This is a genomic window from Scatolibacter rhodanostii, assembly GCF_900197595.1.
GTDB lineage: Bacteria > Bacillota > Clostridia > Oscillospirales > Acutalibacteraceae > Scatolibacter > Scatolibacter rhodanostii.
On the sequence record NZ_FZLO01000001.1, the window covers coordinates 409,325 to 431,223 of the forward strand.

Sequence of the window (21,899 nt, forward strand, 5' to 3'; positions counted from 1 at the left end):
TTTGCCGGGCGGCATTTTGTTTGCCATGAATACGATATGAGTGATTTAATTAAATTAAAACCTAGATTGCAAACTTGCGCCGATTTCGTACGAACAGGCAAAAAAGTGGCAGATGTGGGAACAGACCATGCCTATCTTCCTGTTTATTTGCTGCAAACGAATCGCGTGTCTTTTGCGGTAGCAAGTGATATTAATAAAGGTCCGCTTGATTCTGCCAAAGCAAATGCTGCACGTTTTTCAGTCTTAGATAAGCTTTCTTTGCGGCTTTCTAACGGTCTTGCTGAAATTAACAAAGAAGAAGTAGACGATATTGTTATAGCCGGTATGGGCGGCGAGCTCATTCTTCGCATTATCTTAGAAACACCGTGGCTTTTTTCTACAGACAAGGCGTTGGTTTTGCAGCCAATGACCAAAGCCAATGTCTTGAGAAAAGGACTTGCGGAAAATGGATTTAAAATCTTGAAAGAGCAGGCCGTTTTAGAAGATAAGAAAATTTATAGTGTGATGTCTGTACAATTTTGCGGACAAAAGCGTGTAATCTGCGTTTTAGAAGAATATATGGGACAAATACTGCCATCCGAACTTTATAGCAATTTATACGCTCAAAAGGTGGTTTCTTCCTTAAAAAAGAAGCTCCTTGGTTTTACAGTAGATGACCAAAATGTAGAGAAGGAAGCACTTGAGGCGGCAATTACGGAGATTGAAGAGCAATATTTAAAATAGTAATGATTTGAGGTGACTGAAATGGCAACTGTGATGGACATCTACCATGCAATCGATAAGGTAGCACCTTTTTCGTCAGCGTTGTCTTTTGATAATGTAGGAATCTTGGTGGGCGACAGCCAAGCGGAAGTGAAGTCTGCCATGATTGTATTGGACATTACCCCTGAAATCGTAAAAGAAGCTGCTGGAAAGAACGTAGATTTAATCATCAGCCATCATCCTGTAATTTTCAGTCCGCTCAAATCTGTGACAGAGAAAGATATTGCCTATCATCTCATTGCGCATAGGATAGCGGCAATAGGCTGCCATACCAATTTAGATTTATCACCGGTCTGCGGTGTGAATGTTGCTCTTGGAAAAGCACTAAAATTAGAGGATATTCAACTCCAAAATGAAATTGGTGAAGGGCATATCCTTTTTACAGGGGAATTACCAATGGCTCTTTCACCAAAGGAGTTTGCAACATTAGTGAAAGAGTCGTTACAATCAAAAAGAGTACATTTCTGTGAGGGAAAAAATCGAGTTAAAAAGATTGCCTTTTGTTCAGGTGCTGGGGCAGATGAAATGCTTTTGGCACAAAAGTGCGGAGCGGATGCCTTTTTAACAGGAGAAATGAAGCACCATGAGGAACTAGAAGCTGCTCGCCTAGGATTAACCATTGTGACGGCGGGTCATTTTGAAACAGAAGTTGTTTTTGCAAAAGAACTTCTGGCTTATTTAGAAGATGAAGTCAAAGATGTTCGTTTTAGCACATCAGTATGTGAGAAAGCGGCGTTCGAAGTATTGTGAGGGAAATATGGCATTAGACGGTGCATTTCTGCGTCATATCAAAACAGAGTTGGAAGAAAAATTAATTGGTGCTCGTGCCGATAAAATTTATCAACCCAATCGTGAAGAAATAATCATTGCATTTAGAACGAGACAAGAGGCACTCAAAGTGCTTTTTTCTGCCCGTGCCAACAGTGCAAGAGTCGGCATTATCAATCAGACACCTGAAAATCCAAAGCAGCCGCCCATGCTGTGTATGTTGTTGCGCAAAAAACTACAAGGGGCTAGGCTCGTTGAGATTCGCCAGCCAGACCTAGAGAGAGTTTTGCATTTTGATTTTGATACTGTCAATGAGTTGGGCGATAGAGTTACCATTACTTTAACAATGGAAATTATGGGGAAATACAGCAATATTATCGTAGTGAATCATGAAGGTTTGATTATTGATTCTCTAAAACGAGTGGATGCTGAAATGTCCTCGCAACGTTTGGTTTTGCCGGGACTTCGCTATCAATTGCCGCCGCCACAAGAAAAATTAAACATATTAACGACAGACGGGAATGCTTTGCTGCAAAAGCTCGCAGAAATACCTGCGGATATGGAGCTTTCTAAAGCACTGCTCAAAACTTTGCAAGGTATTTCTCCTGTTGTTTGCCGTGAGATTCAGCATCAGGTGGGCAGAGGAGAATTTCTAAATATAAAAGAACTGGATGAAGAACAACTGTTTCGATTGAAATTCTATTATGAGAAGCTTCGAGAAGCGGTTACCAATCATTCAGGAACACCCTTTATCGTCGTAGAACGTTCTAAAAGACCCATTGATTTCTCTTTTCTTGAGATACATCAATACGGTACTTCGGCTGTTGTCATTCAAAAAGAGACATTTTCAGAACTTTTAAATGCTTTCTTTGAAGAACGAGATAGCGGAGACCGTATGAGAGTGAAACAGCAAGATTTGCTGAAATTACTGACAAATTTATCAGAGCGTCTTTCTCGAAAGATAGAGCACCAGCAGGCCGAATTGGCAGAATGTGCATATAAAGATGACCTGAGAATTGCCGGTGATTTATTAAGCAGCAATTCATATGCGATTGCGCCAGGCGCAACGGTTGTCAAATTACAGAATTTTTATGATGAGAATTTAGCGGATATTGAGGTCAAGCTTAATCCGGCATTAAGCGCTTCTCAGAACGCACAAAAATATTATAAAGATTATCGAAAGGCGAAAACAGCAGAAAATATTCTGCAAACTCAAATTATAGCTGCGAAGGAAGAACTGCTATACATTGATTCTGTATTTGAGTCGCTGGCTTTGGCAAAATCAGAGCAAGACTTAGGAGAAATACGTGCCGAATTGACTGGAGAGGGGTATATTAAAAAATCCCGAAACAAAAAAGAAAAAGAAGCGGGTGTTAGTGCTCCTTTAAAATTCACCTTAGAAAGCGGACTTGAAGTTTTAGTAGGCAGGAATAACCGCCAAAATGATAAACTAACTATGAAAACGGCTAGAAAACAAGATATTTGGTTTCATGTAAAGGGCTTTCCGGGTTCACACACGGTTTTATTGACGGAAGGGAAAAACCCTAGCGAGGATGAAATCAAACAAGCGGCGGCATTAGCAGCAAAATATAGTCGAGCAAAAGATTTAGTGCAGGTTGCGGTTGACTATACAGAGATTCGCCATGTTACAAAACCACAAGGAGCAAAGCCAGGTATGGTCAATTATGTTAATTATAAAACTATTTTTGTGAAGCCGACAGAATAAAATATAATTTTTATATTGCATTTTGAAAAAGACTATGCTATAATACTCAAGCAGTCGATTTTTAGCTGTTTTAGTATTATGTGGGGGATTAGCTCAGCTGGGAGAGCGCTACACTGGCAGTGTAGAGGTCAGCGGTTCGATCCCGCTATTCTCCACCAAAACGAAATAAGAGTCGCTTAAACGCTAGGTTTAAGCGACTCTTATTTTATCTATCTACGATTCTTACACGATTCTTCAAATATACCAATTATATTTTTACAGGCTAATATATTTATTTATAGGAATAGCGGCAAGCATCTTGTATCTGCTATTTCGGTAATGGTATACTAAATCTATTGAGGAGATAAAATATGAATTTATGGCTTTATGTTAGCCTAAACAAATGGATTTAATAAATCTTTCATAATTCAAGATAAGAGGTGGTTTCTTGTATTTTCCCAGTGAATTAGAAAAAATAATCGGTAGGCTTCCTTTTACTATCAATACGACAGGATTGTCTGGTTCTAAGGTACTTTGCTTTGAAGATATGGTGCTTAAAATTGAAACAGAGAGCGAAGAATCAAATCAAGAGCAGGATATGATGATGTGGCTGGCTGATAAACTGCCGGTGCCTCGGGTACTCTACTCTAAAACAGAAAATGGCATAAGCTATTTATTGATGAGTATGATAGATGGAAAGATGTCTTGTGACGAAGATTTTATGAAAAAGCCTCGGGCTTTAATAGAATCTCTTGCAAAGGGTCTAAAAATGCTATGGAGTGTAAGTATAGTGGATTGTCCGTATGACAATCCGCTTGATAGTAAGCTGAAATTTGCTGAATATCGTGTGCTAAATAATCTGTGTAATACAGAAGATGCTGAACCGGAAACGTATGGTTCAAATGGATTTCGTTCTCCGAAGGATTTGTTAAGTTGGCTAAAAAGAAACAGACCTGTTGAAAATGTTACCTTTACACATGGTGACTATTGTTTACCAAACATTTTTCTTCAGGGCGGTGAAATAAGTGGGTTTATTGATTTAGGCGGGAGTGGTATCGCTGATCAATATCAGGATATTGCCTTGTGTTATAGAAGCCTTAAACATAATTTCAGCGGAAAATACGGTGGCAAACAATATCCTGATGCTGACCCTGATAGACTGTTTGATGAATTAGGAATCATGCCCGATTGGGAAAAGATAAAATATTACATTCTTCTAGATGAATTATTTTAAGAAACTCGTGATAGGATTTGCTAAGAATTTTTTGCGGGATTGAAATACAAACCTAATGAAACAAATCTAAACAAATGATAAAATATAGCTAATGGATGGTCTTTTGATAAGTGGTTCGGATATTGTTTTTATACATAATACTATTGTGGAGGCAAATTTTGAAAATAACAATTATACATGGGCAAAGTCACAAAGGTTCCACTTATCACATAGCAGAATTGCTTGCTAAGAAAATTGGAGGAAAAATAACCGAGTTTTTTCTTCCTAGGGATTTTGATAAATTTTGTATTGGCTGCAGCAATTGCTTTATGAAGGGGGAATCGATGTGCCCTCATTATACAAAGTTAACGCCTCTTACAGAGGCGATTGATAGCGCAGATGTTCTTATATTTGCCAGTCCTGTTTATGTGTATCACGCGACGGGTTCAATGAAAGCTTTTCTGGATCATTATGGTTATCGGTGGATGGTACATCGTCCTCATGCCCCCATGTTTAACAAGCAAGCGGTGTGCATATCAACTGCTGCAGGTGCAGGAATGAAATCTACCAACAAGGATATGGCAGACAGTATGTTTTTTTGGGGGGTTGGCAAAATATATCAATATGGAGTCGGGGTTCAAGCGATTGATTATAAAGGGGTACCTGATAAAATAAAGCAGAAAATAGAGAAGAAAACATCTTCTTTGGCAGATAAAATAAAATCGAAAGAGGGGCATGTTGCTCCAGGGCTCAAAACCAAAGCATTCTTTAATATCATGAGAATGGTTATGAAAAAAGGTTGGAATCAAGCGGATATGAACTATTGGAAAGATAAAGGATGGACAGAGAAAAATAGGCCGTGGTAATACTTTATATTAGTTATAAACTGTAAGTATCCGAAAGTTGGATCCAGTATCTGAAACAATACAAAAAAATTGAGCATGAATACGGCCGAAAGTGCCGATAATTATTAATGAGAACTACTTCATTCTCATTTTAGGAAAGACCAAGTTTGATTCGATAGATGAAGAGGAGAAATAAACGTGAATGTTTTTGATATCATTGGTCCTGTCATGATAGGACCTTCTAGCTCTCATACAGCAGGAGCAGTTCGCCTTGGTTTGATTACCCACTGCCTTTTGGGGAAGAAGGCAATAGAAGCTAAAATAACACTTTATGGTTCCTTTGCTAAGACTTATAAAGGGCATGGAACAGATAAGGCTTTAACTGCGGGTATAATGGGCATGGAGACAGATGATGTCAATATACGTCATGCCATAGAACTTGCCAAACAAAATGGACTATCGGTTACACTGGATGTATCAGAAAATGCGGCACTACACCCAAATACCGCAAGAATTTGCTTGGTGGCGGAGGACGGTACTTCGGTTGAGCTTTTGGGCAGCAGTATCGGCGGAGGAAGTATTGAAGTGACAGAAGTGAACTATATGCCTGTTTTTTTAACAGGAGAGCAAACAACATTGATTGTTTTGCATCAGGACAAGCCTGGTGTAATTGCGCAGGTCGCTGATTTTTTGGCAGAAGAGGGAGCTAATATTGCCAGCTTTTATTTGTCTCGGCAGAAAAAAGGCGGAGAATCAGTGATGACTATTGAAGTAGATGGAACCGTGAATCAGAATCTAAATGATAAGATTAATGCGTTGCCCAATGTGATTTCTAGCACATTGCTGGCAGTATAAATGGGGTAAATATGGAGTTTAACTTTGATTATAGTTCTGTAGCAGACATCGTGAAAGAAGCTGTCAGAAGAGAAATATTACTATCAGAATTGATTTTAAAGCAGCAAGCAGAGCAATTGGAATGTAGCTGTGAAGTTCTTTTTGAGAAGATGAAAGAACGATATCAGGTCATGAAAGAATCGGTGCGTTTGGGGAGTGACCCTGATTTGCGCAGTGTGAGTGGTTTGACAGGAGGAGATTCCTATAAAGTAATGCAGCGGCATCAGTCTGGGCATAGTTTGGTAGGTTCGCTCTTTTCAGGCGCTATGTATCGTGCCTTGGCGGTTTCAGAGCTGAACGCTGCGATGGGTAAAATTGTAGCAACTCCAACAGCAGGGAGCTGTGGTATTCTCCCTGCTTCTGTTATCACTATGCAGGAAGAATATGAACTATCAGAAGAGAAATGTGTGATGTCACTGTTTACGGCTGCCGGTGTAGGAATGGTCATTGCGGGCAAAGCCGGTGTGTCGGGTGCACAAGGGGGCTGTCAGGCAGAATGCGGTTCGGCATCCGCTATGGCTGCAGCAGCGATAGTCGAGTTAGCAGGAGGAACAGCAGAAATGGCCGCCGATGCGGTTGCCATTGTGCTGAAAAATGTTCTGGGGCTCGTCTGTGATCCGGTAGCTGGTTTGGTGGAAATTCCATGCATCAAGCGAAATGCTTCAGGAACAGCCACTGCTTTCATGGCAGCAGAACTTGCCTTGTCAGGCGTAAGGAGTGCTATTCCGGCAGATGAAGTGATTGTTGCGATGAAAAATGTAGGGGATCAGATGTCGTCATCACTAAAAGAAACTGCCGAAGGAGGTTTGGCAACAACACCAACCGGCAAGAATTTATTTCAGCAAGTGTTTGGAACAGAAATGAAAGACGATGAAACGGTATGTTCTGTGTGTACAGGATGTGGCTCGTAAGGCAAAAACAAGTTGTTTGCTTGATACGGATAGGAATAAAGTTAGGAAATAACTAGCCAAACTAAGCCTAAGCATATTAAACTTAGATTAAGTTATTGCCACAAAAAACCGATTGCAGTATTGATAATACATACTACAACCGGTTTTTTCATAGCTTAAAATTTATTGTACTTAGCGATAATTTCCTGCATTTCTGTAAAATGCTTTTCTATTTCTGTCACGAGTTTAAACTGCGTACGGCAACGGTCAAGATTATGATGTTCTCGGTGGATTTTAAAGTAAGTATCGCCTTCCAGATAATCTGTGAGAAAGCGCATGCCGCATTCTAAAGTCATCAGTTTTGCACCCCAAGGGAGACACTGTATTTCCATAGGAGTCAGCACGTTGCCTGCCGCCGATAAATAGCCGCGCGTATAAGCTTCGAATAATTCTAAACTCAAAGAAACCTTGCTTAAATTAGTCTCATCTTCAGCGGCTGTATTGGCACCAAAGCGAATCGAATCTCCAAAGTCGTTTAAAGCTAATCCGGGCATGATTGTGTCTAAATCGATGATACATTCGCCTTTTCCCGTTTGAGGATTAAGCAGGATATTATTGAGCTTTGTGTCATTATGAGTGACTCGCAGAGGAAGTTTACCAGCATCTAAAAGCTTCATTAAGTAGCTGCAATCTGACTCTCTTTGCAGAACAAAATCAATTTCTGACTGAATGTTTTTTGCTCGTGATAAGGTGTCAGCTACTAAAGCTTCTTTAAAATTTATAAAGCGATTTCGCGTGTCGTGAAAATGAGGAATGGTTTCGTGCAATGTTTCGGCAGGATAACCCTCAAGTTCTCTCAAAAATAGACCAAAGCTTTGTGCCGCGTTATAGAATTGCTCCGGTTTTTCTACCGACTGCAAGCAAATTGTATCCTCAATGAAATTATAAACACGCCATGCTTGACCGTCAATATCCTGATAGAACGGTTCTCCTTGCTTTGTTTTTAAGACATAGAGGATTTTCTGAGGATTGGTTTTGGAATCCTCCAGTTTGATTTTTTTCAGGTATTCTGTAACACCGACAATGTTTTCCATTAATGCGTGCGGGTTTTTGAATACACTGGTGTTAATTCTTTGCAGAATGAATCGTAGGGGGCTACCGTCTTCTTTTTGCACATATACAGCAAATGTGTCGTTGACGTGTCCTGAGCCATAACGAACTGCCCCGGCTACCTCTCCGCCAAAATCAAAAGCTTGCAGAGCTTCGTCTATCTGTAGAGTTTGATTTTTTTTCATCATTCCATCCTCCATAAAGGTTTTGGATATAAACCATTTTTATGCTTGTCTTCAATAGCCGCCATGACCACAGGTTTATCTTCTTTATAGGTAACGCCATACCATTTGTCTGAACTTGTCAGCACCTTAACGTCTGCTTTGTTTTCAGATAAAAGTTGACTGACAACACTGGGCAGAAAGTATTCACCTTTTAATGGATTGTCTTGAAGAGCATCATCTAAAAATTGCACAAATCGGTTTTCTGATTCATCAATAAACTCTTTCGTGAATCCCCAAAGATTCATGGAGACAGGAGTTCCTTTTGGCAGTTTTGTCCAAGTAGTTCCATCATCTTCTGTATAAACAGCGCCATCATCTTGTTTTTCAATATGAGTGTGTTCCGTAATATCCAAGAGCTGTCCTTGTTCATTCACTTCACAGACACCTCGTGCTACATGACCGTTTTCGGTCAAGGTATTTTCAATCGAATAGCCAATCAACACAAACGGATATTTTGGGGACTCTTTAGGTGTCTGCTTCAAAAAGTTAAAAACAAGTTTAAAACCCTCTGCACCATAGTAATCATCAGCATTAATCACAGCAAATGGGCCGCGAATCAAATTTCTGGCACTGAGTACGGCATGACAAGTACCCCATGGCTTGGTTCGGCCTTCGGGCAAGGTGTATCCGGCAGGGAGGTCGTCCAGTTCTTGATAAGCATAATGCACAGTCATTTTTTTTTCGATGCGGTTGCCAATGATTTCTTTAAAATCTGCTTCGATTTCTCGCTTGATAACAAAAATAATTTCTTTAAATCCTGCTTTGAGGGCATCGAAAATGGAATAGTCAATAATTAATTCACCGTTTTCGCCGACAGGATCAATTTGTTTTAGGCCTCCATATCGAGAACCCATTCCAGCTGCCATGACTACTAATACTGGCTTTGTTTCCATTATATTCACTCCTGTTTTTCCAAATTAAATGATGCTTTGTAATGGCTAACAGCAGCCGGAACAATCAGTTGTCACGATTGTTCCGGCACTGTTTTCTAAAAATATATTTGGTGAATTTAGAAATCTTACTTTTTAGAAGCTAAAAATTCATCTAGTTGTCGCTGCACTTCTGTAACATATTCGTCAATGCCGCTTTCTTTCATCAGTGCCACTGCTTTTGGATATTCTGTTTCAAAGTCTACAAATCCACTACGAATAGCTGCAAAGTTCTTAGCAGCCTCATTTAAACGAGTTTCGATATCTTTTACATTCTCGTTGTTGAAAGCAAAACCGAAAGAAGCTGATTGTGTAGCGTCATCATCCCAATGTGTATATTCGTCGATAAAAGTCTGGTCTGTTTCAGGGTCAAACAGCTGATAGTTTTTATTTCTAAACATCCACTCGTAGAAAAATTCATCTCCATTGATACGGGTAATTCTATCGTTTTCAATGGTATAATCGACGTCTTTTACGCCATATAGAGCCAAATTATAGTGATCTTGTGAAGAATATAACCAGTTCAAGAATTGAATAGCACCTTCTGGGTTCTTTGCAGAATTGGGAACGCAAATGACTTCGCCGCCGGCAGCATTTATGTATTTTGGCTTTTCAGGGGCAAGCAGATAAGATTTTAAAACTGCTTCAGGAGCATTTTGACGGACAGCAGAAATGATTTCGTTTTCTTTACCGAGAGATCCTTCAACCCATAAATACAGACCGGTTTGCATTCTAGAATCACGTTCATTATATTTAATCGTTACGTCGTCGTTATAAAGTCCTTGGTCGTTGAGCTTGCGATTAAATTTAGACAGCTCTTGGAAAGCTTCGGTTTCGTAATAACTATAAGCTTTGTGCGATTCTTCACCGAACACGACCAAATCTTGTGAGGCAATCCAATGATATTGTTCATCCGCATAATAGCGGGTCAGGGGCTTAAAGAGTGGATCACCGCCGCCTTTCATTTCTGGGAATTTTTCTTTGGCTTTCACAGCAAATTTTTCTAAGTCTTCAGGGGTTTTAATTTCAGTCATGCCGACGGCTTCCAAGATGTCTTGTCTTACACAGACAAGCTGAAACATACCAGAGGATGGGGCATAAGCAGTTGGAATGCCATAGGTAACGCCGTCGATTTGACCACCTTGAATATGTTCCTCGGGCAAAACTTTTAGCATATCTTGCCCATATTCTGCAATCAAGTCATCTAAAGGAAGAGTTTGTTTTTTATTGACCATGGTGGACAAATCAGGAAGACCGTCCCAATAAAGATCAATGTCTTCTTGTGCCGCTAGCATGATGTCTTTTTGCTCCCAATACTGATCCCAGGGAATAAAAGTCACTTTTACTTCCATATTGAGGTCATCTTTCATAGCTTGTGCAAATTCATTGTCTAAAAATTCTGTCATACGGTCGGTTTCATCACCGGGGTAGAGAATGCTCAGAGATTTCACCGAGTTTTCGGTTGCGTTGTCTGCGTTTTCACCACATCCGCTTAAAATACTGGCAGACATCAGCAGTGATAACATTAAACAAGCAATCTTTTTGAATTTTTTCATAATGTCCTCCTTAATATCTAAGGCTGTATTCCACAGCCGAATTAATAAATAAAGATTAACCTTTGACAGCTCCGGTCATAATGCCGCTGACAAAATATTTCTGCGCGAAAGGATATAAGAAAATAATAGGACCAATGGTGATAACAGTGACAGCCATTTTAACGGTTTCAGCTGGCAGTTTTACACCAGTAGCACCCGCCGGAACTCGACCAGAGCGGATAGCGTTGATGTTAGATAGAATAGTATACAGATAATATTGAAGCGGAAAATTGTCTTTCTCTTTGATAAAAATTAGAGCGTTCCACCAATCGTTCCAATATTGCAAAGCATACATTAAGCCCACTGTTAGCAATGCTGTTTTAGAAAGCGGGATAGCAATCTGCCAAAAAATGCGGAAATAATTGGCTCCGTCAATTCTCGCGGCCTCATATAAAGAAATAGGAATCCCGTCAAAATAGGTGCGCATGAGGAACATATTCCAGACACTAAACATAGAGGGCAGAATCAAGCTCCAGATAGAATCTTTTAAACCATAGTAATTGACACAAACAATATACCAGGGGATAAGTCCTGCCGAAAAAATAATGGTGAAGTTGCAAATAAAGGCAATCGCATTTCGGTATTTTAATCGACGTATGGATAAAGCATAAGACATCATGCTGGTGACAAATAGAGAAGCAACGGTTCCTACTACTGTCACAAAGATAGTAACACCATACGAACGCAGAATTCTATCTCCGCTGTGAGCAAAGATATATTGATAGGTGTCAAAAGTGAATTTTTGAGGAAGAACGGAATACCCATTCTGAATAATTTCAGATTCACTTGAAAGCGAAACACTAACTGTCAACAGCAGAGGATAAAAACAAATCAGAGCAAAAAGCCCGATAAAAATATAGGCAGCTGCATTGACGGCTCGGTCACTAAAACTCCGTTTCATTTAAAACAAGCCCTCTCCTTCATTGATTTTCTTTGCAAATTTATTAGACAGCGTTACCAAAATTAGTCCCATAATAGACTGCATGAGACCAACTGCGGTAGAATAGGAGAAACCAAGTGTTCTCATAGCAGAGTAAACGTAAGTATCGATAACGCTGACAGCATCACTTAACACTGGATTATTGCCCACAATACCGTATACCATACCGAAATCGCCGTAGAAAATGCGTCCAATGCTCATAAGCGTCAAAACAATAGCGGTTGGTTTTAATAAAGGAAGAGTGATGCGCGTGATTTGTTGGAATCGGTTCGCTCCGTCAACTTCAGCAGCTTCATATAAAGAAGCGTCAAAATTGGACATAGCCGCGAGGTAAATGATTGAATTATAACCACTCCATTTCCACACGTTGGCGAAAATCAAAATGGCTTTCCAATATTTTGGTTCAGAATACCATTGTACCGCGTCAATTCCTAAAGACTTTAAAACATGATTGACAACACCGATATCCGTGGAGAAAAATCCATAAATAATAGCACCGATGACCACCCAAGATAAAAAATAAGGAAAAAACATCATACTCTGTGTGAATTTTTTGAAAGCTTTTCCCTTGATTTCATTTAGGCAAATTGCAAGCGAAACTGGGAAAATCAAACCTAATATAAGACCAAAAATATTAATGTAAAGAGTGTTATAAATAATTTTTGGCCCGACACCGCCCGTGAAGAAATATTCGAAATTTTTCAGTGCTACAAACGGACTCCCAAAAATTCCGTCAACAACGTTAAAGTCGGTAAAAGCCATCCAAATGCCGGTAAAAGGCACATAACAAAACATTAACAACAAAATAAGGCCGGGAACGCACATGAGGTATAAAATTTTGTGTTCTTGCCATTCTCTCATGAAATCATTTCGTCGTTCTTCTTTTGCTTTTCTCTTCATTCGGCATCACCTCCAAAGGTTTGATTTTGCTCGGATTCATTTGGTGCTTGCGGATCTTCTAAAGGATAGTACCCTTCGGGGTAATAGGTATCCCAAATATGGAATAAATCATCTCGGTTTTGTTCGTCAACCAATATCTTTCCAAGCATATAGAAATCATGGTGAAATTCCAGTTGATTGGCAATCTGTAAAGCGTGTTCTTCTATCCATAAGCCGAGAGATAGCGTGTATTCTCCTACTGTTATCTCTGGTAGAGGAACAATTTCATTATAGATGATATCGCCGATAGACCAAGACATGTTTTCTGTTTTTAGCGAGATATCATATACGTTGCTGTCACAGGATAAGCGTACTTTCAACCGAATGGTTTGATAACAAGGAGCAGTACCTGTATTCACAAACCAAAAACGCAGAGGTAACGCACCTCTCGAAGAAACTTCTTTAGGATAAGCTAGTTTTCGCAGTTCCAGTCGATATCCAGTATCCATAAGCACATTTGAAAAAGAAACATGCCATTTTTGCGCTTGTGTATAAGTTTCAGATGTATAAGCTGTTTTGGGCATTTGTAAGATTACAGGAGAAGATTTCCAGATATGCTGTAAGTTTTGTCGGGCAAAAAGTTCACGATAAGAAAGAAACTCCTCCGGCAGACAAGAAACCTGAATACCAAACGGTTGATTTCTATACTTGAAATAGTTCTGCGCTTGAGTGTCGGTCAAGTCAATGATAATAGGTGTATTTTTAAAAGCAGATTGAAATGTATCTGCTATCATCGCAGAAAATTGATGCGGTGCTAACCATACACCGATAAACTGTCCCTTGTCAAACATACTTCCTAGTTTCAAGATAAAACTTTTATGTAAATCGGCTAAAGGCTCTTGCGCCCAAGGGGGAGGCGATAAATCAAGAATCAGCAAAGGGTTTTTAACGTCAAGTAAGATTTTTTCAACAGAAGATATATCAAATAACCCAGGTTTCAATTCAATAGCTTGCCAAGAAACGTGTAGGGGAGTAAACTGCTTGCAACCCCAATTGTCAGGGTGACGAGAGGAAATCACAGGGCGAATTTTATGCGTTTTATATTTTTCGTAGTATTCTAAAGCATATTGTCCCATGTTTCACTCCTATCCTTTTAAATGGCTGTCGACTATTTGATGAAAATGTTTGATATCTTCCTCTGTGATATAAGGTTCTTGCCCCATTTTGTCGGCTTCGTCTTTGAGTACAATCATACTGGTCGTGTTAAAACGTGCGCCCGATGCCATATAGGTAGCTGCTGATTTTTGTAGAGAAGTCTTTAGCTCCACTTTTTGGGGGTCAGCTTTCCAATCGCCAAATAATTCATAACGCAGCATATTGTCGCCTTCTTGAATGGGATAATTGTAGAATTGTCGTTGCACTCGTACAATATTACTTTTATCATTGTCCAATACCAGTGACAGATGGCTGTCATATAACCAGCTTTCGCTCCAAAAACCTTTAATCGGCAGTTCAGGATAATACTGTTCATAAAAATCAAGAGCTAAGCGCATGGAAGATTTTAGTTTGTCAGGGGTGTATCCAGGACCAGATGGAATATGAAGAGCCAGTAAAAGGTCGCCCTCTGAAAGCGCAAGCTGCCATTCGCTTTTTAAAAGAGTAATCGGTTGTTTTTCTGCGAAACCCATTGGATTTATGCGATTAGCGGTAATAGACTCGTCGTTTTCTTCCCATATAGACTGAAAAGCACCCTTTTTATCATACACATCGTTGATTCCGTCATATTGTCCATCGCGGCGGAAACAGATTCCTTTGTGACTTAGTGCCACAACTTTGCCGTTTTTAGCATGGCGATACATCGAAAAGGCATCTCCAAATTTATAGGGGATAAAGAGAAAGCGGTCAAATAGAAAGATGGAACAGGTATAAAAATTCATATCCCAAGGGAAATCAGAAACGGTGACGTCATTTTTTTCAATATATTTCTGAAATTGTGCTTTCATAGGCCTGAACGGAATTTCTTCATAATATTCTTTTGGTACGCCGCGCCGTGCTAGTTTTTTCATGGCGGGTTCAACGCAAGCCAAAAGTAGGAGTAGTGAATAGAATTCAGGGTGTTGCATGCCTTGAGCAGGTGTAAGGTTTGTATAATTATCAACATCGCATCGGTTGCGTGCCGAGCACATATCCGACACTAAAAAGCGAGTAAATTGAAATAATTTACTGTTTTGCTCAATCGACTCAAGTGCCTGCAAAAAAGCCTGACGCTTCTCTTCAGATAATTCATATTGATTGAATATTTTGTTTAAGAAAGTGCGATTGATTAAAACAGTTTGCTCATCAGCTTTATAATCAATATAAAGTTCTGGCAATCCTTCCGGTAGATTTTGAAAACCACAATATTCTGAAAGATTTTCATATGTTTCTTTTGTTTTCACTATGATAAACCTCCGTTTCAGTCATTTATAAAATGTTTATTTGTCCCATTGGATAGTAGCCATTGATTTCGCCATGAATAGCCAGTTTAATATTGCCAATCTCTCGCAAACCTGTTTCTATACCGATTTCCAAAGTGTATTCTCCAGTTTTCACTTCATCAGAAATCAAGAAGCTTTCTTCCCAAAGTATATCCATCTCCGGCAGCCATGACCGCAAATCAGTTTTGCTTGTAAAACAATATATTGCGGTATCATTTCGCAGCCGCAGAACCAATGGATAATTCATATAAATAGGTGCTACTCCTACATTTTCTATTAGAGAAGATATTATTAGAGATTCTCCTGATATTACTTGTCTTGGAAAAGTGAATTTATGTAATTCAAAGCGGTATCCCATCTTTTTTAGCCATCGTTCTACCGGTGCTTTCCATGCAAGGGGAACAGGAGCGGCTTTTCCGTTATAAGACGAAATGTGCCATTTGAGGGATTCATCAATGATATAGTCAATATTCCAACCCTGCCTATACCAATCGTTCATATCCCAGCAAGCTTCAAAAACAACAGGTGACTTTTCCCAAGCATTGGCCATGCCGAAATTTTGAATATTCTGCGGATAAAAATCTTGCATATGTGACCATTCTGTACCGTGAAATCCGCCCATGTCGCCTAGACAATCTACACGAAAGCCAACAGGTACTTTTCGAGCTCGAATTACTTTCAAGGATTTTGGATCATGCAGCAAAGCTAGCAGTGGCGTTCGTTTGAAGCAGTCCAGATAAGCATTGGATAGGATTGCAATTGCTTCTTCACTCAAAAATTCAGTGCCGCCGCCCTCGCCCCATGCACCAACCAATGCCATATCAACGGAATGAATCAACGGATTTCCGTCAAAATGCGCTGCAAAAGCACGAATAAAAGCTGACCAGTAAGAGAAGTAAGGAGAATCTATAGGGTCAATACGCCAAAAAGGAAAATCGGGTTCTTCTGGGCACTCTGCTCGAAACCATGAGGGAATATCATCATTATCACCCAGTGCATAGGGGGAACAACGTACAACGGCGGTACACCCCAACTCATAAGCTTTTTGCAACCTGTCTTCTAAACAATTCCAGTGATAAACACCTTTTTCGGTTTCAATTTCATTCCACCGAGCACTGCAAAACATAATTTTACTGTCAGGATGATTGTAGGTAAGGCTGTCAGGTGTAAATTTATATTTTTCAGCTAGTTTTTCGTCATCTTGCAAAAGATGAATGTTTTCTTCCGTAAGAGGAGGTGCGGCAATAAAACCGATACCGGGGTTTGTGAGAAGTTCATGGCTGATAGTGGGATAAACAGTAATGAGATTTTCCATAGCGTGTTCACTCCTTTTCCCTTGAAGGTTTATGATGTATGTTGTTCCGTTGTGTAAATTTCCTTGAATACGCTGCAACCCATAGATTGATAAAATGCAACTTTTTCATGTAAGTCTTCTACTGTGCAATCTAAAGCCTTGGCAAGGCAGGCATAACATCGAACCGTGGCAATTTGTTTCCCCAACAATTTGATGTTGAGAGCCACTTCGTTATTAGTAACAACGCATCGACAAGCGGAACAATGAATAGTCTTCATCGGGCAGTTTCTTCTGACAAGGAGTGTTTTAATTCATCAATGTCAATTGATTTTCTGCTCACTCGTGAAAGCTCCGCTGCATAGGCCATAATATGACTTTCAACTGAGCGGTCAATAGAAGAGCGGCTTTCATTTTCGTTTGACTCAGACTCCATAATGTTGAAAAAATCTTGCATCAATCCTGTGTCACCGCCACCGTGAAAACCAGACACGATTTTTGGTGTAATCAGCTGTGCTGTTTGAGAATCCGATTGATTAGAAGCGAAAGGAATCACTTCAATTCGATTTAGGCTGTCATCTCCGCGAATTTCTCCGTTTTCACACATGATTTTTAAAGTTCGAGACATTTTGTTTGTGAAAGCACTTAGTGTAAAGGAGACATTGACTCCATTTTTAAACTGGATAATGGAAACTTGATTGTCACAGACATCGTTGTCACAACGGTAAACACAGCGTCCATAAGGGCTTGTTTCCAACGCTTTTAGGAGACCTTCTTCGGATTGATCCGGACTGACAACGGTGGCTGGCCAGTCACCACGAATTGGCAAATACATTTTGCGGGCATCAAATCGGCAATTTTCAGCGGCTGGGCAATGCAGACAACGATTTGTACTGTTTGCAGGAGCATTTGACGCTTTAAAATACTGCAAGTCACCGAAAGAAGAGATACTCTTTGCTTCACTGCCAATCAACCAAGATAAAATATCCATGTCATGACAGGATTTCTGCATCACTAGAGGAGAGGTTTCGGAAGATTTTCTCCAATTGCCACGAACAAAGGAATGAGCCATATGAAAATTCCCGATGTTCTCGTTATGCTGGATAGAAACAATCTTTCCAAGTTGATTGGAATCGATGATTTCTTTTATCGTGCTGAAAAAAGAAGTGTAGCGCAAGACATGACATACAATTACTTTTCGCCCTAACGCGTTAGCTTTATCACGAATTTTAATACATTCCTGCGGTTCGGGTGAAATTGGTTTCTCCAACAATAAGTCATAACCCAAATCTAACAAGCTCATAGCCTGCTCATAGTGGTTTTTGTCCATAGAGGAGAGAATCACCGCATCTCCTATTTTTCCCTTATCTAGGAAAAGCTGAAAATTATCGAAAACAAACTCTGGCGATACCTCATATTTGTTTTGCGCTATGCTACGCCGTTCGAGATTAGGCTCTACGATAGCTTTAATTTCAGCTTTTCGATTGTAATAGGCATAGTCTGCATAGATTGTTCCTCGCTGACCGGCACCTATCAAAATCAACTTTAGCATGTTACACACCGCCCATAATCAATTCGTTTACTTATGTTACGTAATATTTAGTAAACTTTTTGCTTAGTATAGCACCAAAAATTTGCGTTGTAAATAGAAAATATAAAAAAACATTAGAAAATTTATTATATATGCATAGATATGTATGGAATTACGAAATCTTGACAGGAGCTTAAAAATATACGCTAATTTTCTAAATAAAACAGCAAAGGTGCTACGGAATAATCCCGCAGCACCTTTGCTGTTTTATGCGTTTCAGTATGTCACAAAATCTTTTTCTTGTCAAGCTATCTCAACGAAAAAAATTAAAAAATTAGATTGACAAATTAACGATATTCCTGTATAACAAGCTTATCATTAAAATATTATAGTTATAATATTTAGTAAACAAAGAGAGCTTAAAGCTCTTAAAAAATTATAATTTAGAATTTATATTTGTAAACTTATAGGCAGAAAATCTATGCTATAAAAATAAAATGAATTTCTGTTGGCATGATTACGATAACGTGACAAAATATAAAAATTACGTAACTAGTTAGATGAATATCTACAAAAGGAGATGAATAAAGATATGAGTACCATTCGTGATGTTGCAAAATTAGCACAAGTTTCGACTGCTACTGTGTCACGAGTCATTAACAATGATTCTACTTACAAGATGACAGAAGCAACTAAAAATAGAGTTTGGGAAGCTGTCCGTGCGTTAAATTATAAAATGAATTCCCGTGCAAATTCGGTGTCTCCCACCGCCATAAAAACCAATGTTAAAATTGGGTGTGTCATCAGTGTTACAAAAGATAAATATAACGACCCTTATTTCATGTCAATTTTATCGGGAGTAGAAGCCCGACTGCAAAGCAAAGGGTATCAATTGGCTTTTGTGCGCTCAAGTGCAGAGTTAGAAGATACGGCCATTCTTCATAGTGTGTTTCAAGAACAAGTAGCTGGACTGATATTGATGGAGTCTTTAGAAGCCAAAACATATGAGTATATTCGCAAACAAGTGCCGTGTATTGTGGGCATAGACACACGCCGCCCCGAAATTGATAATGTGGGATATGACCATTATGAAGTGGCAACCAACGCTGTGCAATATTTGATTGAAAAAGGCCACACACGCATTGGCTTTGTCGGTGGAAATGGAGTAAAAAACAGTATAAAAGATAGTTTGCGTTATAAGGGATATTATGCTACCATGCACGCAGCGGGTCTTCCTGTTCATGACGAGTGGGTCATTAATTGCCAATGGGATGAAGTTCTGTGTATGGAAAAGATTGCTGAATTGTGTTTGTTAAAAGAGAAACCGACAGCGCTATTTGTTGCCAGTGATCTAATGGCTATAGCGGCTCTTAGTAGCTTATATGCTAATGGCGTTAGTGTTCCGAAAGAAATGGCGGTCATAGGATTATCGAATATCGAAATGGCAAGATATTCAAATCCGCCGTTAACAACATTGGAAATTCCAATGAAAGAAGTGGGAATGTTGGCGGTTGACGTCTTGTTAAACCGTATGAGCGGAGATGATTTACTACCGAGAAAATTGATTCTTCCCACAACACTAATCGAGCGCAATTCGACGTGACAGATTCATGCGAATAGGGGTAATGTTTCCTGTTAAAAAACAAAAAAAGAGGTGCAGCTTGCTAGCTAAGCTGTACCTCTTTTTATTTATGGAAAAAGCTTAAAAGTAAATTGTTTTTCCTTCTTGAGCAGAACGATAAGTAGCTTCGATAATTTGTGTGACAACAGCCGCCTCTTCCGGTTTTGTTACAGGTGGAATGTTATGAATAACACTATAAATCCACTGCTTAGCTTCGTATTCTTCACCAGTCAAGTTTTGCCCTTTAAATAGAGTTCTGGCGGTATTATTAGGCTTTACATCTTTTGTGTAAAAAGAACCGTCTTCGTCTCCGCAGAAACGTACCACGCCGCCATCTAAAAATTCTACGCCACCCTTTGTGCCGCATAGAGTCATATGAGAATCGCCTGCATAGTTTAAAAGCCATGCTGCTTCAATAACTAGTGTGGCACCATTTTTAAACCGCACATAAGACATGGCCGAGTCCTCAACACTGAAATCCAATTTTTCAGGATCCCAAATCCCCCACTCATTAGAGAGATAAGCTGTATCGGCAAGTTTTCGATAAACAGAACCGGTTACACTGGCAACATCATAGTTCTGAATCAGCGATAGAGCAGCATCAATTGAATGAGTACCAATGTCAATCATAGGACCGCCGCCTTGCTGTTCTTTATCTAAGAATACACCCCAAAGCGGAACACCTCTTTTGCGGATAGAAGGTGCCTTGATATAGTAAATCTCGCCCAAATCGCCACGTTCGATCATTTTGCGAACATATTGATGAGAAGTTTGAGAGCGTGTTTGGTAACCAACGGTAAGGAACTTACCTGCTTTTTTTGAAGCCTCTACCATTCTTTGTGCTTCGACATAAGTAGTAGCCATTGGCTTTTCGCACATAACATGGTGCCCGCTTTCAAGAGCGGCAACTGCTAATTCGCAGTGAGAAACGTTAGGGGTTAAAACGTGAATGACTTCTAAATCTTCTTGTTTTAGCAGTAACTGATAATCGGTATAGACAACAGCATCATCCGTACCAAATTCCTTTTTTGCTTTTTCAGCTCTTTCAGGAATTAAATCACAGAAGGCTGTAATTTTTACATTTGGCAATTTTGAAAGTGAGGGGAGGTGTTTTCCATTAGCAATTCCTCCGCAACCAATAATACCAATATGTACATCTCTTAAGACTTCATCTTTTTCTTCAGGAATAATTGAGATAGACATGATTTGTCTCCTTTATAATGTAACAATTCTGTTTTCTCTGTTTGCAATGTAAGCATTTTCAAGTAATCTTGTGAGTTCTACTCCTTCACGAGCAGAAAAATCTTTAGGTGTTCCCGTGCCTTCAACGCATGCTTTAACGAATAATACAAGAGGAATTGGCATTTCTTCAGGAAGATTTGGTGTAACACCAGATGAACCAACATAATCAGAAAGGTCTTTGGCATACACTTTTACATCATTACCTACAGCAACTAAAGTAGCATCTGTACCATAAACTTCCACAGCACCTGGGGTATGGAACGTAACAAAACTGGTTTCGCCCGTGCAAACAGCTCCATTCTCAAACTCGATAGAGGCTGTAGCAGATTCGTCAACTTTAGAGCCGAGAGGTTGAGTTAGCAAAGCGGATATGCGTGTGGGTTTGCCCAACAGCCAAGTCGCCATATACATTGGGTGGCAGCCCAAATCCATTAAAGCTCCTCCAGCAGTATCTTTTTCTTCAAACCAATATTCAGGCAGCCAATGGGAGCTGACACCGTCGTGGCCGTTACGAATGCGGACGAGCGAGATTTTTCCAAATTTGCCGTCGTCTATCATTTTTTTTGCAAGACGAGCAACTTGAGAAGTACGTTGTGGCAAAGAGATTGTAAAAGTAATGCCGGCTTTTTCAATAATGTCGGCTAGTTCTTCACATTCTTTAACCGTAGGTGCCATTGCTTTTTCTGTGAAAATATGCTTGCCGGCTAAAGCAGCTTTTTTTAGAATCTCAAAATGCTGCGTGGTAGGAGCGTCACATACAACAGCTTCTACATTTGTGTCTGAAAGAAAATCATCCAAGTCACTGTAGTAAGAACACTTTAGTTCTTCAGCCCATTTTTCTCCTCGTTCACGATTGTCATCCCAAACAGCGGTAATTGTGGCCAACCCAGTTTTTAACACCGTATCAGCATATCCCTCTGCATGAACATGCCATTTGCTAATCATTCCAACTTTAAGCATTTTAGTGCCTCCTTTATTCAAAA

The 21,899-nt window shown here is 39.6% G+C and carries 20 protein-coding genes and 1 tRNA gene; 9 read left to right on the forward strand and 12 right to left on the reverse strand.

The window, feature by feature from the left end; genetic code table 11:
* The first annotated feature begins 36 nt into the window (after positions 1-36).
* The 8 genes from CS931_RS01900 to sdaAA all read left to right on the forward strand — a co-directional run bounded on the left by CS931_RS01900 (position 37) and on the right by sdaAA (position 7,098).
* The gene (locus CS931_RS01900; RefSeq protein ID WP_099204066.1) at positions 37-723 is read left to right on the forward strand and encodes a class I SAM-dependent methyltransferase; all 687 of its coding nucleotides are present in this window, start codon (positions 37-39) and stop codon (positions 721-723) included.
* Between the two features lie 21 nt (positions 724-744).
* Positions 745-1,512 (forward strand): Nif3-like dinuclear metal center hexameric protein, encoded by a 768-nt coding sequence (locus CS931_RS01905; protein ID WP_099204067.1) that lies wholly within the window; start codon positions 745-747, stop codon positions 1,510-1,512.
* A 7-nt stretch (positions 1,513-1,519) separates the two neighbouring features.
* Positions 1,520-3,256, forward strand: a complete 1,737-nt coding sequence (locus tag CS931_RS01910; protein WP_099204068.1) for an Rqc2 family fibronectin-binding protein — start codon at positions 1,520-1,522, stop codon at positions 3,254-3,256.
* A gap of 82 nt (positions 3,257-3,338) precedes the next feature.
* Positions 3,339-3,414 (forward strand) — tRNA-Ala (locus CS931_RS01915).
* 269 nt (positions 3,415-3,683) lie between these two features.
* On the forward strand, positions 3,684-4,469 hold the full coding sequence (locus CS931_RS01920) for an APH(3') family aminoglycoside O-phosphotransferase (RefSeq protein ID WP_159459717.1): 786 nt from the start codon (positions 3,684-3,686) through the stop codon (positions 4,467-4,469).
* A 158-nt stretch (positions 4,470-4,627) separates the two neighbouring features.
* On the forward strand, positions 4,628-5,314 hold the full coding sequence (locus tag CS931_RS01925; protein ID WP_099204070.1) for a flavodoxin family protein: 687 nt from the start codon (positions 4,628-4,630) through the stop codon (positions 5,312-5,314).
* A 177-nt stretch (positions 5,315-5,491) separates the two neighbouring features.
* Entirely contained in the window at positions 5,492-6,148 is a 657-nt protein-coding gene (gene sdaAB / locus CS931_RS01930) for an L-serine ammonia-lyase, iron-sulfur-dependent subunit beta (RefSeq protein ID WP_099204071.1), read from the forward strand.
* An 11-nt stretch (positions 6,149-6,159) separates the two neighbouring features.
* Positions 6,160-7,098, forward strand: coding sequence for an L-serine ammonia-lyase, iron-sulfur-dependent, subunit alpha (gene sdaAA, locus CS931_RS01935; RefSeq protein WP_099204072.1), 939 nt, complete (start codon positions 6,160-6,162; stop codon positions 7,096-7,098).
* Between the two features lie 155 nt (positions 7,099-7,253).
* Here sdaAA and CS931_RS01940 read toward each other — a convergent pair whose 3' ends face one another.
* From CS931_RS01940 to CS931_RS01985, 10 genes are all read right to left on the reverse strand, one after another.
* Entirely contained in the window at positions 7,254-8,375 is a 1,122-nt protein-coding gene (locus CS931_RS01940) for a phosphotransferase enzyme family protein (RefSeq protein WP_099204073.1), read from the reverse strand.
* Positions 8,372-9,304 (reverse strand): sugar phosphate nucleotidyltransferase, encoded by a 933-nt coding sequence (locus CS931_RS01945; RefSeq protein ID WP_099204074.1) that lies wholly within the window; start codon positions 9,302-9,304, stop codon positions 8,372-8,374. Before CS931_RS01945 ends, CS931_RS01940 begins: the two co-directional genes overlap by 4 nt.
* A gap of 125 nt (positions 9,305-9,429) precedes the next feature.
* Positions 9,430-10,896: an ABC transporter substrate-binding protein gene (locus CS931_RS01950; RefSeq protein WP_099204075.1), complete on the reverse strand. Its 1,467-nt coding sequence runs from the start codon at positions 10,894-10,896 to the stop codon at positions 9,430-9,432.
* Between the two features lie 55 nt (positions 10,897-10,951).
* A complete protein-coding gene (locus tag CS931_RS01955; RefSeq protein WP_099204076.1) occupies positions 10,952-11,836 on the reverse strand; it encodes a carbohydrate ABC transporter permease in 885 nt (294 codons plus the stop codon).
* Positions 11,837-12,775 (reverse strand): ABC transporter permease, encoded by a 939-nt coding sequence (locus CS931_RS01960; protein ID WP_099204077.1) that lies wholly within the window; start codon positions 12,773-12,775, stop codon positions 11,837-11,839.
* Positions 12,772-13,890 (reverse strand): DUF4832 domain-containing protein, encoded by a 1,119-nt coding sequence (locus CS931_RS01965; RefSeq protein WP_099204078.1) that lies wholly within the window; start codon positions 13,888-13,890, stop codon positions 12,772-12,774. The genes CS931_RS01960 and CS931_RS01965 overlap by 4 nt, the downstream gene beginning before the upstream one ends.
* A gap of 9 nt (positions 13,891-13,899) precedes the next feature.
* Positions 13,900-15,192 carry an acyltransferase domain-containing protein gene (locus tag CS931_RS01970; protein WP_099204079.1) on the reverse strand — a complete coding sequence of 431 codons (1,293 nt, stop codon included), beginning with the start codon at positions 15,190-15,192 and terminating at the stop codon, positions 13,900-13,902.
* Positions 15,193-15,217: 25 nt separating this feature from the next.
* On the reverse strand, positions 15,218-16,546 hold the full coding sequence (locus tag CS931_RS01975; RefSeq protein WP_099204080.1) for a DUF4832 domain-containing protein: 1,329 nt from the start codon (positions 16,544-16,546) through the stop codon (positions 15,218-15,220).
* A gap of 29 nt (positions 16,547-16,575) precedes the next feature.
* Positions 16,576-16,803 carry a hypothetical protein gene (locus CS931_RS01980; RefSeq protein WP_099204081.1) on the reverse strand — a complete coding sequence of 76 codons (228 nt, stop codon included), beginning with the start codon at positions 16,801-16,803 and terminating at the stop codon, positions 16,576-16,578.
* A complete protein-coding gene (locus tag CS931_RS01985; protein WP_099204082.1) occupies positions 16,800-18,074 on the reverse strand; it encodes a Gfo/Idh/MocA family protein in 1,275 nt (424 codons plus the stop codon). Before CS931_RS01985 ends, CS931_RS01980 begins: the two co-directional genes overlap by 4 nt.
* Positions 18,075-18,645: 571 nt before the next feature.
* Here CS931_RS01985 and CS931_RS01990 point away from each other — a divergent pair.
* On the forward strand, positions 18,646-19,656 hold the full coding sequence (locus CS931_RS01990; protein WP_099204575.1) for a LacI family DNA-binding transcriptional regulator: 1,011 nt from the start codon (positions 18,646-18,648) through the stop codon (positions 19,654-19,656).
* A gap of 99 nt (positions 19,657-19,755) precedes the next feature.
* Here the strand turns inward: CS931_RS01990 and CS931_RS01995 are convergent, their stop codons facing one another.
* Positions 19,756-20,877, reverse strand: a complete 1,122-nt coding sequence (locus CS931_RS01995; protein WP_099204083.1) for a Gfo/Idh/MocA family protein — start codon at positions 20,875-20,877, stop codon at positions 19,756-19,758.
* A gap of 12 nt (positions 20,878-20,889) precedes the next feature.
* The gene (locus CS931_RS02000; RefSeq protein WP_099204084.1) at positions 20,890-21,876 is read right to left on the reverse strand and encodes a Gfo/Idh/MocA family protein; all 987 of its coding nucleotides are present in this window, start codon (positions 21,874-21,876) and stop codon (positions 20,890-20,892) included.
* Between the last annotated feature and the right edge of the window lie 23 nt (positions 21,877-21,899).